The sequence below is a fragment of the Rhizobium anhuiense bv. trifolii genome (genome assembly GCF_024346605.1).
Classification (GTDB): domain Bacteria; phylum Pseudomonadota; class Alphaproteobacteria; order Rhizobiales; family Rhizobiaceae; genus Rhizobium; species Rhizobium anhuiense.
Genome location: NZ_CP098801.1, coordinates 925,948 through 939,311, shown reverse-complemented (window position 1 = coordinate 939,311; position 13,364 = coordinate 925,948). Strand labels below are relative to the sequence as shown.

Genomic DNA, 13,364 nt, shown 5'->3' with positions numbered 1-13,364 from the left:
AATACCACGCGTCAGTCCAGGGAAGGGTTTGAGAATGGCACATCTGGCGATCGAGGGCGTTTCGAAACTGTTCGGGACCAGTTTTGCCGTTCGCGACTTCTCGCTCGAAGTCGGCGACGGCGAACTCGTCTGCCTGCTCGGCCCATCCGGCTCCGGCAAGTCGACGCTGCTCAGAATGATCGGCGGCTTCGAGCGCCCAAGCGGCGGGACGATCCGCATCGACGCGAAGGATGTGACGACGCTGCCGCCCGAGCGGCGCCCGACCGGCATGGTGTTCCAGAGCCATGCGCTCTGGACGCACATGGATGTCTTCAACAATATCGCCTTCGGCCTGAAGCTGCGCCGGCTGCCGAAGGCGGAAATCCGCGAGCGTGTCGAGAGCGCATTGGCGCTGGTCGGCCTTGCCGATTACAGCAGGCGGATGACGACGCAATTGTCCGGCGGCCAGCAGCAGCGTGTCGCCCTTGCCCGCTCGCTGGTGCTCGAGCCGAAGATCCTGCTGCTCGACGAGCCCTTCGCCAGCCTTGACCAGCACTTACGCGAAAGGCTGCGGGAGGAGGTGCGCGATATCCAGCAGCGCCTCGGCATCACCACGCTCTTCGTCACCCACGGCCAGGATGAAGCCTTGGCGCTCGCCGACCGCATCGTCGTCATGCGCGATGGGCGCACCGAACAGATTGCGCCGCCGAGCACCATCTACCGGCAGCCCCAGACCGCTTTCGTCGCCGGCTTCATCGGCTCGATGAATTTCGTCCAGGGGCGCACCAGAAATGGGGTCTGCGAACATCCGCTCTTCCCGCTTGCAATCCCCATCGAGGATGGGCCGGTGACGCTGGCCGCCCGCCCGGAAGCGCTGACGATCCGTCCCTCGGATCGGGCGGAGGCCGCGACTGTCCATCGCATCGTCGATTTCGGCACCCACAAGATGGTCGATGTCGATCTTGCCGACGGCACCCGCCTGAAGGCGATGGTGGCGCCGGACGATCGGATCCGGGCCGGGATGAGGGTCGAACCGCGCCTCGCCAGCTTTTTTGTCTTCCGCGACAATGAACTTGCCCATCAGTCGATGCCGGCCGCCGCCAAAGCCGAGATCGAGGCGCTCCAGCGGGTTTAAACCGCTGGAATACGCAGGTTCACGCCTTGCTCTGGAAACCTTCCAGTAGCCAGGGGTGCAGCGCCTTGCTGGCAGCCAGTATATCGCCTCGCCCGTCGATTTCGGTCCCGGAAAACCGGGTGACGATGCCGCCCGCCTCTTCGACCAGCAGCGCTGACGCGCCGAAATCATGGATCGCGAGCCCGTCTTCGAAGAACCCGTCCAGACGGCCGCAGGCGACATAGGCGATCGACAGCGCCGCCGAGCCGAGGCGGCGCACGCCTGCCGTGTTGGCCATCAGGCGTTTGATGGCGTCGAAATAGGTGTCTTCGGCAACCGCCTTGACCTGGCCGGGGATCGGCAGGCCGGCGCCGACAAGCACGTTCTCGATGTCGCCGACATTGGCGCAGCGGATGCGTTCGCCGTTGAGATAGGCGCCGCCGCCGATTTCGGCGCTGAAGAGTTCGTCCTGCATGGCGTCATAGACGACGCCGATGACCAGCCTGCCGTTTTCGACGATCGAGATCGTCATGCCGAAATGCGGAATGCCCCAGGCGTAATTGGTGGTGCCGTCGATCGGGTCGATATAGATGATCGGCGTCTCCGGAGCGGCCGTGCGGTTGCCGACGGCTTCCTCGCCCTGGATGGCATAGTCCGGGAAGGCTATCGTCATCTCGTCGACGATGATCCGCTCGACGGCCACATCGATTTCAGTCTGATAGTCGCGCGGCGCCTTGGCGAGCATTTCCTGGGATGTCCGCCGCCGCAACGAGCCGCGGGCGGTTTCGCCCGCCTTCAATGCCGTTTCGGCAAGCACGACGAGGCGGGACGAGGCAGTCGGGGAAAGACGCGCGGAAATTGAGAGTGATGTCATGGGGAATGTCCGGATGTAACGGAGGGAATCGCGAGAAGCCCATCCCTTCGCAGAGGCTGATGATGGTTTTATGAAGCTGCCCGCCATAGCGGGGCGGTTATCTCAGGATCGCTTCAAGCTCGGAAATGGTCGGAAACGCCTTTCTCGTTCCATGCCTTGAGACGGTGATGGCTGCGGCTGCGGCCGCGTGCTCGATGGCCAGCCTGTCCAGCCGCTGATCGCGCAACGCGCAGGATGCCAGGGCTGCGGCCATGAAGGTATCGCCCGCACCCGTCGTATCCACAACATCGCAGGCGCGGGCCGGCACGTCGATGCTGCCGTTCCGGTTCACGAGCGTCGCGCCGTCTCCGCCCAGCGTCAGGACGATTTCACGCAGACCCCGGCCGAGCAGATATTGGGCAGCATCCTCACTTGTCGTTCCCGTCAAAGCCTGTGCCTCACCCTTGTTGAGGAAGGCGATGTCGATGAGGTGCCAGAGATCGGAGAAATAGGAACGCACCGGCGAGGGATTGAAGGCGGTGACCATGCCGATCGCTCTTGCATGTTCGAGGATGTCGCGGGTCGTCTGGTCGGACAGATTGCCCTGCAGCATCATCAGATCGCCGGGACGGGCCGTCGACAGGATCCGCCTGACATGGGAGAGGGACAGGCTCTGCGCCGATTCCGTCGTCGTGACGATGGCATTTTCACCGCCAGGCAGTCGGAAGATGATCGAGACATCACTCGATGCCCCATCCATTTCGATCAGTTCACTCCGAAGCGGCTCGTCGGCGAGGTAACGGCGGATACTATCGGCCCGCCCATCCCTGCCAATAGGCGCCACCAGCGTTGTCGGAACACCGCAGCGGGCCATGACAACAGCCTGGTTCGTGCCCTTGCCGCCAAGATCGCTGCCACCGGCATTGCCAAGGATGGAGGCACCGATGACGGGAAGTTCGGAAACGGCGATGGTTTCGTCGATGGCGACGTTACCGACTATGTAGGCGCGCATGCATCTGCTTTCGCAAGGTGAAGCTAAAGGTAAGGCGCATCGTGAAAATCGATCTCGAGCTGCATCGCCCGGCCGAAGATCGCGCTGAGCCGCGCTTTTTCATCCTCTTCCAGCGTTTCTCCTGCCATGTCGAGTTCATTCTTCAGCCATTGCGCCTGGGCGGCGAAATTCGGATCGACATGCAGGTCGACCCATTCCTTCAGCAGCGGATCGCCGATCGGGCAATTGGCGGCTTCCTTCGACCAGGTCCAGTACATCCACTCGGCTGCAAACATCGCCGCGACGGTGTCGAGGAAGCCGCCTCGGCGGGCGATCTCCAACATGCCGGCGCGAAAGGCCTCGACCTCGGCGATGCCGGTGTCGAAGGACGAGGGATCGATGCCGCGGCTGGCGAAGGTGCGTTCGAAATAGCTGATCTGCTCGTTGGCAAGCGCATCGAGAACCGCGATCAGCCAGCGCTTCTGCGCCATCGTCCTGGCGGTCGCCGCCGCATAGGCAAAGATCGAGATGGCGCTGTCGACAAAAGCGCCTTCATAGACGAGGTACCGTTCGAAAGCCTCCCTGCTCAACGTGCCGCTTTTGACGTCCTCGACGAAGCGGTGGCTCAGCATCGCGCGGAAGACGGCATCGTTCTCGCGCAGGATGCGGGCCGAAAGGCTCTCTGCCGCCATGCTCAGCCCTCCAGTCCCGGCTCGGCTGCTGCCCGGAAGGCCCGCACGCGTTCGATATCGACAGGGTTCCACCAGACGCCGCCGTGCTTCAGCGAGGAGGCGACGATGACGCCATTGGTGCGGCTCAGAATATCGACGATATTGTCCTTGTTGACGCCGGAGCCGACGAGCAGCGGCAGATGCGTGGCGGCGCCGATCTCCTCGATCTCCCCCATCGTCGCCGAATGGCCGGTTCGCTGGCCGGTGGCGATGACGCCATCGGCATCGAAGAAGGCGAGGTCGCGCGTCAGTTCCTGGATCGAGCGGTCGGCGACGATGGCGTGGCTGCCATGCTTGACGTGGCTGTCGGCGAAGACCTTGATATGCTCGGCCCTGAGCAGCGAGCGGTAGCGCATGGCTTCGGCCGCCCTGCCCTCCATGAAACCTTCATTGGCGACATAGGCATTGGCCCATTGATTGACGCGGATGAATTTGGCCCCGCCGGCCATGGCGATGGCGAAAGCCGGGATCGGCGCGTTGGCAAGCACGTTGATACCAAGCGGGATGCCGGCTGCGCGGGCGATCCGGTCGGTGACGACGGACATGAAACCCGTCGTCTCGGGGCCGATATCTTCGGGCTTCGAGAACGGCACGTCGCCATGATTTTCGATGATCAGCCCATGCAGGCCGCCTTCCATGCAGGCTTCGGCGTCGCGCATGCACGCGTCGTAGATCGCGTCCATTGCCGCACCCCTGTAGCGGGGGGCGCCCGGAAAGGCCGGGCAATGGATCATGCCGATCAGAACCTTGTCCCTGCCGAAGATGTCCCGGATGGCGTTGGACGGCCTGTCTGAAATTTCCTGCATGTCATTCCCTTTCCAATTCCCGCCGCGTTGAGACATCACGCCTGCTTTTCGGTGAGCCAGCCGAGGATGTTTTTCCAGAGCCGGCCATAACCTTCCCATTCGCAGAAAGCAGGCGACAGCCAGTGCGGGCCGATATCCGAGGTCCAGGCCGCCGTCCGGCCGGTGCCATGCGTGCCGAGGACGAGCAGCGGATGGCCGCCCTGATCGTCAGGCAGGCGTGCAACGATCTCGACATCGGCCCGGTCGCGCACTTCGACCTCGTTGACGCCGAGAAGCACCGGCCAGGCGCCTTCGAGACCCCGCATCGTCGGATGCTCAGGCTTCACCACTTCGGCGACGGTTCCCTCGGGGATTTCGACGCGGTCGTCGTAAGGCAGGCACGTGACGGGCAGCGTGTCTTCGACCGGGGTACGCCGCCAGCGTGCCTTGCCGTCGATGCCCTGGAAGGAGAAGTAGCCGCCGACCATCAGCAGGCCGCCGCCCTTCTCCACCCAGGCCTTCAGAAGTTTCAGCCGGTTCGGCACGGTGCGTGAGTGCAGCCACACGTCCGGCGGCAGCAGCAGCGAATTGGCGCCGATATCGGAGAGGATGATGGCGTCATAGGCGTCGAGCCCGGTCATCTCGAAAGGGAATTTCTCCACCGCCTCGTGCGCCGGCATATAGGTGAGCTCGAAGGCGCTGCCGGCGAGTGCCTTGACCAGCGGTTCGGCGCCGAGATGGAAGGTGACGCTGCCGAACTGATCGAAGCCTTTGTAGTGCGTGGCGGAGCTGACCCAGCTCTCGCCGACAAGGAGGATTTTTTTTGTCATGGTCTGCCGTACCTGTGATCGATTGAATTGGTGGAGCTAGGCTCCGGCACAAAAGACGCGGCGCGGATTGCTGCGCATCATCTCGTCGAGAACCGTCCTGTCGATGCCGTGGCGCTGAAGACGGGGAAGGAAGTGGCGAAGGATGTAGGCGTAGCCGTTGCCGCCGTAATGCGTCAGCATCATCTTCAGAAAGACGTCGTGCGACAGCAAAATCCGGTCGAGATAACCAGCCTCGATGAGACGCACGATCGCGCGCGCCGCCTGCTCGTCGCTCGGGCATTGCACCTGCTGGTCGGCATAGAAGAAATCCATGCCGATCATGTCGTATTCGATGAAGGCGCCGCGCTCCGCCAGCTCGCTCTGATAGGCGATGTCGTCATGCGACGGGTTCATGTGGCAAAGCACGGTGTGGCGGAGATTTGCCCCTTCTTCGGCGACCACGTCGAGAACGCGATGGCCGAGACGGAACCAGCCCGGCAGATGCACCATCAGGGGAAGTCCGGTCAGCACCTGCGCCCGCGCCGCGCCGCGCAGCGATTTCTCTTCCTCGGCGGTGAAATCCGAGGAGACGCCGATCTCGCCGATCAGGCCGATCCTGACGTCGGTGCCGTCGACGCCTTCCCTCGCCTCGCGAACAATTTCCCGCGCGATGTCATCGACCCCCATTGCCGCGACGCCTTCCGGATGCGAGGAACCGAGGTAATAACCCGCCCCCATCACGATGTTCAGACCGGATGCTTTCGAGATGCGCTGCAGCGCCAGCGGATTGCGGCCGATGCCCTTGCAGGTCGGCTCCACCACCGTGCGGCCGCCGGCTGTTGCGAAATCCTGGAGTTCGGAGATCGCCAGATGTTCGTCGTCGAGCGTGATATTGTGCTTGTTGACGAAGGGATCTTGCCGGAGTTCGCCTAGGATCTCCATGCAGACGAGGCTTTCGGCGAGATATTGACGCTCCGGGGTCTTCGGCGCATGCCACCAGCAGCGGCAGTCGTTGAGGATATGCTCGTGCATCAGTGTCACGCCGAGCGCATCGGCCGAAACGGGGCCGGTGACGGTCATCACCTTGCCGGATCGGATATGCGCTTCGGAGAGGCTCTCAGCTGTCTGCTCGCTCATCGCCTCATCCTTTCCTGCGCATTCCGAAATGGAAATTGGCCGTGAAGATGCGCGTGTTCAGCCAGATGGCGACGAGGATGATGGCGCCGGTAACGATCTGGGTGAAGAACGGCGATATGTGCATCAGGATCAGGCCGTTGCCGATGACGGCGATGGTCAGCGTGCCGAGTACGGTGCCGAGGATGGTGCCGCGTCCGCCCATCAGTGACGTTCCGCCGAGCACCACGGCAGCGATTACCTGCAGCTCGAAACCCACGGCAGCATTGGATGATCCGGAACCGAGCCGGGCGGCAATCAGCAGGCCGGCGACCGCGCAGGCGACGCCGGAGATGATATAGACCGAGGCGATGATCCATTTGGCGGGCATGCCGACACGCCGCGCCGCCTCCATGTTGGAACCGACCGCCACGACCTGCCGGCCGTATTTGGTCGCGGTGATGACGACATAGCCGAGAATGGCGATGATGACGGCGATGATGGCCGGGATCGGGAAGCTGAGGATTTCGCCCCGGCCGAGCGCGAAGAAGCCCGGCGCGTCCTTGATCGGGATGGAATAGCCCTGGGTCAGATAGAGCGCCAGGCCGCGCAGGATCGAGAGGCCAGCGAGCGTCACGATGAAGGCTGGAATGCCCTGATAGGCGGTGAACCAGCCCTGGACCAATCCCATGAAGGCGCCCAGCACGAGCATGCCGATGACGACGGATGGCCAGGGTATCCCCATCGCCATGACGATCGCCGCGACCGCATTGACGAGGGCGACCTGCGAGCCGACCGAGAGATCGATGCCGCCGGTGATGATGACGAAGGTCATGGCGATGGCGACGATCAGGATGGGTGCCGCCTGCCGGACGATGTTCAGGATGTTGCCGAGCGTGAAGAAGGTTTCACTGCCGATCGAGAAGAAGATCATGCAGGCCAGGAAGAAGATGGCGATCGACAGGACCTGCGCATGTTCGCCGAAGAAATCGGCGACGCGCGAACCATGGCCGCGTTCCGTATAAGCCGTCATTGCCTGGCTCCTTCACCGACGATCAAATGAACGAGATCCTCAAGGTTGGTGCTGCCGATCTGCCGTTCGGCCACCTTCGTGCCCTCGTACATCACCGCAATGCGGTCGCAGACCCGGAAGAGGTCCTGCAGCCGGTGGGTGATAAGGATCACCGAGACCCCGTTCGCCTTGACGCGGTTGATCAGGGCCAGAACCGCCTCGACCTCGGCGACGGCAAGCGCTGACGTCGGCTCGTCCATGATCAGCACCTTCGGCTTGAAGGAGGCGGCGCGTGCGATGGCGATCGCCTGACGCTGTCCGCCGGAGAGCTGGGCGACCTTGCCGGTCAGTCTAGGGATACGGATCTCAAGCGAATCCAGCATCTTGCGGGCTTCCGACAGCATCGTCCTGGTGTCGAGAAACGGCCCGCGGCTGAGTTCGCGGCCGAGGAAGAGATTGCCGACGACATCGATGTGGTCGCACAGGCTGAGATCCTGGAACACCATTTCGATGTTTCTGCCGCGCGCATCCGCGGGACCGGAGAAGCGAACCTCCTCGCCTTCCATGGTGATGGTGCCGGCATCGGGAATGTAGGTTCCCGAGATGATTTTCGTCAGCGTCGACTTGCCGGCGGCGTTATCGCCGACAAGCCCCAGGCATTCGCCGGGGAAGATGTCGAGATCGACACCGCGCAGGGCCTGGTGCGAGCCGAAGGACTTGCGGATGCCGCGCAGCGAGATGCGCGGGTCGGATCGGGGGCCGCCGGATGTTCCGGTTCCGGAGGATGCGACCCCTCCGGAACCGGCGGCAGCGATGTCACGCTGTCCGCTTTCGATCATTTGAAGACGGCCCGATACGGCTCGACATTCTCCTTGGTCACGATGGTGATCGGCACAGAGATCGTCTTGGTGACGGCTTCGCCGGCCGAAGCCTTGACGAGCGCGTCGACGGCGGCACCGCCCATTGCGGCCGGATCCTGCTGGACGACCGCGACGACGAAGCCGGCATCGATGCCGGCAATGGCTTCGGCAGTCAGATCCCAGCCGAATACCTTGATCTTGTCCTGCTTGCCCTGGCTCTGGACGGCGGCGATCGCTCCCATCAGGGCCGGTTCGCCAGTGGCGTAGATCGCGGTCAGGTCAGGATTGGCAGTGATCAGGTTTTCGGCCGCCGCAAGAGCGTTATCCTGGATGTTCTGGCCGTCGACGACGCCGGCCATTTCGATGCCGTCGACGCCTTTCAGGGTCTTCTCGAAGCCCTCCTGGCGGATGTTCTGGATGAACGAGTTCAGCGCGCCGACGACGCCGAGCTTGGCCTTGCCGCCCATGTTCGCCTTGACGTAGTCGAGGAAGTATTTGCCCATGTCGGCGCCGGCTGCGGCATTGTCCACACCGATCTGCGCCTTCTGCGGACCATCAGGCAGGATCGCGTCGATGGCGACGACCGGAATGCCGGCATCGGCGGCCTGCTTGACCGCCGGCATGATGCCGTTGACGTCGATCGCCACGACGGCAAGGCCGGAGACCTTTTCCTGGACGTAGGTTTCGATGGCGCTGTTCTGCGCTGTTGTCTCGTTATTGGCGTTGAAGATCACCAGTTTGACGCCGGCGGCGTCGGCCGCCTTCTGGGCGCCCTCATTCATCTGATTGAAGAAAAGCGCCTGCTGGTTGATCTGCACCAATGCGATGGTCTTCTTTTCCTGTGCCGCGGCGCTGGACAGGCCGATAAAGGTCAATGCCGTGAAGCCGGCGGCTGCGATCATCGTTCGTCTCGTCAAATTCAATGTCATGTTCTCATCCTCTTTTGGTTTTTTGACGTTGCTGATTGTTATTTCGCAGGCGGCGCAACGGAGTTCCGCACCACGATTTCGACAGGCACCAGTTCCTCCGAAGCGGATGGTTTCCACTCGTGCCAATTGGTTTCCAGAAGCAGCTCCAGCGACCGCCGGCCGATCTGGCGCACCGGCTGGCGGATGGCCGTCAGCGGTGGCGCAAAGAGATGAAGCGGGCCGACATCGTCGAAGCCGATGACCGAGATGTCATCAGGGATCGAGACGCCCTGGCTTCTGAAGACCTCGACCACCCCGATGGCGATCTCGTCGGAGCTGGCGAAGATCGCCGTCGCTTTTCGGTCTCCCGAGAGATAGTCGAGCGCCGCCGCCCGGCCGTATTCGATCGTATATTCGCCGGCATAGCGGTCGGCTCTGGCCTCGCTGCCATGCCGCTCCTTGAGCGCCTTCAGCAGACCGCCAAAACGCCTGCGGGCGCTGATCATGCGCTCGTCGCCGCCAATGAAGAGGACATGGCGATGACCCTGCTCGGCCAGATGCAGGCCGGCGAGATAACCGCCCTGCTCGTTGTCGCAGAACAGCTTCGGCGCCTTCGAATCGGGGATGTCCTCGTCGACGATGATGACCTTGCCGGTGCCGTTGATGAGAGCGGCCAGCGCACCGTCATCCGGATGGTTGGTGACGAAGATCAGTCCGTCGACGTGATTGCGCTCGATCAGCTGCAGATATTCGATCTCGCGCCCCGGCCGGTTGAGGGTGGCATGCAGCGAGACGGCGAGTTTCCTTTCATCGGCCGCCTGCTCGACGGCGGCGACAAGGGTCGAGAAGAAGGGATTGGCGATATCGGGCACGACAAGGCCGATCGTGTCGGAGCGGCCCCTGCTTAAGCGGCGCGCATGCGGGTTCGGCCGGTAGTTCAGCGTCTGGATCGCATCCTCGATGCGCTTCTTCGTCTGAAAGGGAAGATCGAGGCTTCCGTTGACGAAACGGGACACCGTGGTGACCGACACGCCGGCGGCGGCCGCAACATCCTTCAAGCTTGGGGTCGTTCCCTTGGCCATTGACTGGACCTGTTGTAAAGCGGTTTAGTAAAACGCTTTACAAGACAATATGGAATGTTCGCTGTTGTCAACAGCAATGACTGTGCGGGCTCTGTTTTCTTATAAAACAATGGAAGCTCGACCGGCGATCCTCGTTGGCAATCGTCGGGTCGAGCTTGTCGCGCAACCGGGCGCCGGTGGTGCCCGGTTCGATTTTATGACAATTCCAGCCGACAGGCTGTTGCCCTTATATGGCACGGTCCGTCGAGGCGTCGAAGAGATGGATCTGATCCGGATCGACCGACACGCCGATCGTGTCTCCCGCCTTGACCCTGTCGCGCCGCGTTTCGACGATCGTCAGCTCCGGCTGGGTCTCCGCGACGATGAAGGTCGAGGAGCCAGTCGATTCGACGAAGGCGATCGGTATATCGAAACTGCCCTGCCCGGGCGCGACGACGCCGATATGCTCCGGGCGGATGCCGGCGATGAGCTTGCGGCCGGGTTCGATGGCGCGGGATATCGCAAGCTTTTGCTTCACCGCGCCAAAATCCAGGATCAGGTTCCTGCCGTCTTCTGCAGCGATCGCGGGAATGAAATTCATCGCCGGCGAACCGATGAAACCGGCGACGAAGCGGTTCGCCGGCCGGTCGTAGAGATCAAGCGGCGCGCCCTGCTGTTCGATGATGCCGTCGCGCATCACCACCACATGGTCGGCCATCGTCATCGCTTCGACCTGGTCGTGCGTGACGTAGACAAAGGTTGCGTGCAGCCGGTCGTGCAGCGACCGGATTTCCTTGCGCATGTGGACGCGCAGCGCAGCATCGAGGTTGGACAGCGGCTCGTCGAACAGGAAGGCCTTGGGATGGCGGATGATGGCCCGGCTCATGGCAACACGCTGGCGCTGACCGCCGGAAAGCTCGCGCGGATAGCGCTTCAGCAGATGTGAAAGACCTGTCGTCGCCGCCACGTCCTCGGCGGCCTTCTTGGCCTCTGCCTTGGCAATGCCGCGGATGCGCAGGCTGTAGGTCAGGTTCTCCTCGACCGTCATATGCGGATAGAGCGCATAGGACTGGAAGACCATGGCGACATCGCGCTTGCGCGGCGGCACGCCGTTCATCAACTCGCCGGCGATCCTCAGATCGCCCGTCGAAATGCTTTCGAGGCCGGCAAGCGAGCGCAGCAGCGTGGACTTGCCGCAGCCCGACGGGCCGACGAGCGCAACGAAGGTGCCCTTGGCGATCGAAAGGTCGATATTCTTCAGGGCATGGAAGGCGCCGTAATATTTGTTGACGCCTCTGAGCTCGATCTGCGTGGTCATTTGAGGGCTCCAGAGGTGAGGCCGGATACGATGCGGCGCTGCAAGAGAACGAAAATGGCGAGGATCGGCGTCACATACATCGTGGCATAGGCCATGATGTTGTTCCACTCGTTGGTGTTCGGCCCCATGAAGGAATTGAGGCCGACGCTTGCCGGCTGAAGCTCGACCGCCTGGATCATCGACTTCGAATAGACGAATTCGCCGAAGGCCTGCATGAAGATCAGGATGGCGCTGACCAGGATGCCGTTGCGGGCAAGCGGCAGGACGATGTTGAAGAAAGCGCCGACACGTGAATTGCCGTCGACGAGGGCCGCCTCCTCGAGCTCCTGGGGAACGCTCATGAAGGTGGCGCGCACCAGGATGACGAAGAAGGGCATGCTCTTTGCCGCGACCGCGATGATGACGGCAAGCCTTGGATAGTCCAGCATGCCGATCTGCGAAAAGCCGACGAAGATCGGCGTGATCATCAGCGAGGCCGGCAAGACCTGCAGCATCAGGATCAGGAACAGGCCGATATCCACCCAGACATTGCGGTATCTGGCGAGCACATAGGCGCAGCCGACCCCGAGCAGGGTGATGAGCGCCATGGAGCCGAGTGCGATCACCAGAGAATTCCAGAGATAGCGGCCCATGTCGCGGCTTTCCCAGACATAGGCATAGGTGGCCCATTGCGGCGCGGCTGGCCAGAAGCTCGGCGGTGTCGCGAACATCTCCGAGCCGCTTTTCAGCGCGGTGATGTACATCCAGTAGAGCGGGAAGAGATAGATCGCCGCCATGACGACCGATATGGCGAGCATCAGGCGGTCGCGGTTGGTCGTATTCATCCGCGTACCTCGTGGCGTGTGGACCGGACATAGACGACGGAGGCGAACATGACGAAGACAATCATGATGACGGAGATCGTCGCACCCTTGGCGAAGTCGTATTGTCGGAAGGAGAGATCCCAGGCCCAGTATTGGGTGACGTTCGACGAGTTGTTCGGCCCGCCCGAGGTGATCGCGGCGAAGAGATCGAACTGCTGCAGGGTGAAGATCAGGCCGAGCGCGATGATCGCGCCGATGGTCGAGCGCATCATCGGCAGCGTGATCGTCCAGAAGCGCTGCCAGATATTGGCGCCGTCGAGTTCGGCCGCTTCGTAGAGATCGGCGGGAATGCCGGCGAGACCGACGGACAACAGGATCATGTTGAAGGAAGTGCCGAGCCAGATATTGGCGATGATGACGGCATAGAGCGAATAATGCGGGTCCGAGCGCCAGAAGATGTTGCCGGAGATGATGCCGCTTTCCCTGAGGATGAAGTTCAGCACGCCGAAATCGCCCGAGAGAATCCAGTTCCAGATGGCGCCGACGACGAGGCCGGGCATCACCCAGGAGACGAGGAACAGTCCGCGCATCCAGGAGGCGCCGGGGAAATTGACCCAGAAGAACAGCGCCAGCCCGAAGCCGATCAGGAACTGGCCGGCAATGGAGCCGGTGACGAAGATGACGGTGTTGTAGAGGATCGGCAGCGTTTCCGGCTGCGCGAAGAGGTCAGTATAATTCTTGAAGCCGACGAAGGGACGCGAGAAGGTCCCGAGGCTGAACATGTCGACCTCCTGGAAGCTCATCACGACATTGTAGATCAGCGGCAGCCCCGCCATCAGGAACAGAAAGCCGAGCGGGAAAGCGACCAGCACGATATCGAAACCGCGACCGTCCCTGACGCTCATCAGGATCCTTTTCATGGGTCCTCCGATACTCCGAACGGGGCCGCCTGGCGCATGATGCGGAAGACGGCCCCTGCCGGGAGGAAATGAAGAGATGAACCGAGGCTCATCCGGTTAAAAGACGC

Annotated in this window: 14 protein-coding genes; 1 reads left to right on the top strand and 13 read right to left on the bottom strand. The window is 62.3% G+C overall.

Annotation, left to right across the window (positions count from 1 at the left end):
* Window positions 1-34: 34 nt before the first annotated feature.
* On the top strand, window positions 35-1,114 hold the full coding sequence (locus tag NE851_RS04480; RefSeq protein ID WP_063476125.1) for an ABC transporter ATP-binding protein: 1,080 nt from the start codon (window positions 35-37) through the stop codon (window positions 1,112-1,114).
* 19 nt (window positions 1,115-1,133) lie between these two features.
* Here the strand turns inward: NE851_RS04480 and NE851_RS04475 are convergent, their stop codons facing one another.
* From NE851_RS04475 to NE851_RS04415, 13 genes are all read right to left on the bottom strand, one after another.
* A complete protein-coding gene (locus NE851_RS04475; protein ID WP_132573483.1) occupies window positions 1,134-1,967 on the bottom strand; it encodes an inositol monophosphatase family protein in 834 nt (277 codons plus the stop codon).
* Window positions 1,968-2,064: 97 nt separating this feature from the next.
* Window positions 2,065-2,958, bottom strand: coding sequence for a ribokinase (locus NE851_RS04470; protein ID WP_132573484.1), 894 nt, complete (start codon window positions 2,956-2,958; stop codon window positions 2,065-2,067).
* 23 nt (window positions 2,959-2,981) lie between these two features.
* Window positions 2,982-3,629 (bottom strand): TenA family protein, encoded by a 648-nt coding sequence (locus tag NE851_RS04465; RefSeq protein WP_047613150.1) that lies wholly within the window; start codon window positions 3,627-3,629, stop codon window positions 2,982-2,984.
* Window positions 3,630-3,631: 2 nt separating this feature from the next.
* Window positions 3,632-4,474, bottom strand: coding sequence for a BtpA/SgcQ family protein (locus NE851_RS04460; protein WP_254955474.1), 843 nt, complete (start codon window positions 4,472-4,474; stop codon window positions 3,632-3,634).
* A 35-nt stretch (window positions 4,475-4,509) separates the two neighbouring features.
* Window positions 4,510-5,283 carry a glutamine amidotransferase gene (locus tag NE851_RS04455; protein ID WP_127430081.1) on the bottom strand — a complete coding sequence of 258 codons (774 nt, stop codon included), beginning with the start codon at window positions 5,281-5,283 and terminating at the stop codon, window positions 4,510-4,512.
* Between the two features lie 36 nt (window positions 5,284-5,319).
* Window positions 5,320-6,399, bottom strand: coding sequence for a phosphotriesterase family protein (locus NE851_RS04450; RefSeq protein WP_097544005.1), 1,080 nt, complete (start codon window positions 6,397-6,399; stop codon window positions 5,320-5,322).
* Between the two features lie 4 nt (window positions 6,400-6,403).
* The gene (locus tag NE851_RS04445) at window positions 6,404-7,408 is read right to left on the bottom strand and encodes an ABC transporter permease (protein WP_063476118.1); all 1,005 of its coding nucleotides are present in this window, start codon (window positions 7,406-7,408) and stop codon (window positions 6,404-6,406) included.
* On the bottom strand, window positions 7,405-8,226 hold the full coding sequence (locus NE851_RS04440) for an ATP-binding cassette domain-containing protein (protein WP_047613142.1): 822 nt from the start codon (window positions 8,224-8,226) through the stop codon (window positions 7,405-7,407). Before NE851_RS04440 ends, NE851_RS04445 begins: the two co-directional genes overlap by 4 nt.
* On the bottom strand, window positions 8,223-9,176 hold the full coding sequence (locus NE851_RS04435) for an ABC transporter substrate-binding protein (RefSeq protein ID WP_097544007.1): 954 nt from the start codon (window positions 9,174-9,176) through the stop codon (window positions 8,223-8,225). The genes NE851_RS04440 and NE851_RS04435 overlap by 4 nt, the downstream gene beginning before the upstream one ends.
* 38 nt (window positions 9,177-9,214) lie before the next feature.
* Window positions 9,215-10,237, bottom strand: a complete 1,023-nt coding sequence (locus tag NE851_RS04430) for a LacI family DNA-binding transcriptional regulator (RefSeq protein WP_183907593.1) — start codon at window positions 10,235-10,237, stop codon at window positions 9,215-9,217.
* A gap of 226 nt (window positions 10,238-10,463) precedes the next feature.
* Window positions 10,464-11,534 (bottom strand): ABC transporter ATP-binding protein, encoded by a 1,071-nt coding sequence (locus NE851_RS04425; RefSeq protein ID WP_063476115.1) that lies wholly within the window; start codon window positions 11,532-11,534, stop codon window positions 10,464-10,466.
* Complete coding sequence (locus NE851_RS04420; RefSeq protein ID WP_047613138.1) at window positions 11,531-12,358, bottom strand: carbohydrate ABC transporter permease; 828 nt, start codon at window positions 12,356-12,358, stop codon at window positions 11,531-11,533. The genes NE851_RS04425 and NE851_RS04420 overlap by 4 nt, the downstream gene beginning before the upstream one ends.
* A complete protein-coding gene (locus tag NE851_RS04415; RefSeq protein ID WP_047613136.1) occupies window positions 12,355-13,257 on the bottom strand; it encodes a carbohydrate ABC transporter permease in 903 nt (300 codons plus the stop codon). The genes NE851_RS04420 and NE851_RS04415 overlap by 4 nt, the downstream gene beginning before the upstream one ends.
* Window positions 13,258-13,364: the final 107 nt, after the last annotated feature.

Excerpts from the sequence above, each read along its gene's own strand:
- NE851_RS04480 (WP_063476125.1), top strand. The coding sequence starts at position 35 with ATGGCACATCTGGCGATCGAGGGCGTTTCGAAACTGTTCGGGACCAGT.
- NE851_RS04475 (WP_132573483.1), bottom strand. The coding sequence starts at position 1,967 with ATGACATCACTCTCAATTTCCGCGCGTCTTTCCCCGACTGCCTCGTCC.
- NE851_RS04470 (WP_132573484.1), bottom strand. The coding sequence starts at position 2,958 with ATGCGCGCCTACATAGTCGGTAACGTCGCCATCGACGAAACCATCGCC.
- NE851_RS04465 (WP_047613150.1), bottom strand. The coding sequence starts at position 3,629 with ATGGCGGCAGAGAGCCTTTCGGCCCGCATCCTGCGCGAGAACGATGCC.
- NE851_RS04460 (WP_254955474.1), bottom strand. The coding sequence starts at position 4,474 with ATGCAGGAAATTTCAGACAGGCCGTCCAACGCCATCCGGGACATCTTC.
- NE851_RS04455 (WP_127430081.1), bottom strand. The coding sequence starts at position 5,283 with ATGACAAAAAAAATCCTCCTTGTCGGCGAGAGCTGGGTCAGCTCCGCC.
- NE851_RS04450 (WP_097544005.1), bottom strand. The coding sequence starts at position 6,399 with ATGAGCGAGCAGACAGCTGAGAGCCTCTCCGAAGCGCATATCCGATCC.
- NE851_RS04445 (WP_063476118.1), bottom strand. The coding sequence starts at position 7,408 with ATGACGGCTTATACGGAACGCGGCCATGGTTCGCGCGTCGCCGATTTC.
- NE851_RS04440 (WP_047613142.1), bottom strand. The coding sequence starts at position 8,226 with ATGATCGAAAGCGGACAGCGTGACATCGCTGCCGCCGGTTCCGGAGGG.
- NE851_RS04435 (WP_097544007.1), bottom strand. The coding sequence starts at position 9,176 with ATGACATTGAATTTGACGAGACGAACGATGATCGCAGCCGCCGGCTTC.
- NE851_RS04430 (WP_183907593.1), bottom strand. The coding sequence starts at position 10,237 with ATGGCCAAGGGAACGACCCCAAGCTTGAAGGATGTTGCGGCCGCCGCC.
- NE851_RS04425 (WP_063476115.1), bottom strand. The coding sequence starts at position 11,534 with ATGACCACGCAGATCGAGCTCAGAGGCGTCAACAAATATTACGGCGCC.
- NE851_RS04420 (WP_047613138.1), bottom strand. The coding sequence starts at position 12,358 with ATGAATACGACCAACCGCGACCGCCTGATGCTCGCCATATCGGTCGTC.
- NE851_RS04415 (WP_047613136.1), bottom strand. The coding sequence starts at position 13,257 with ATGAAAAGGATCCTGATGAGCGTCAGGGACGGTCGCGGTTTCGATATC.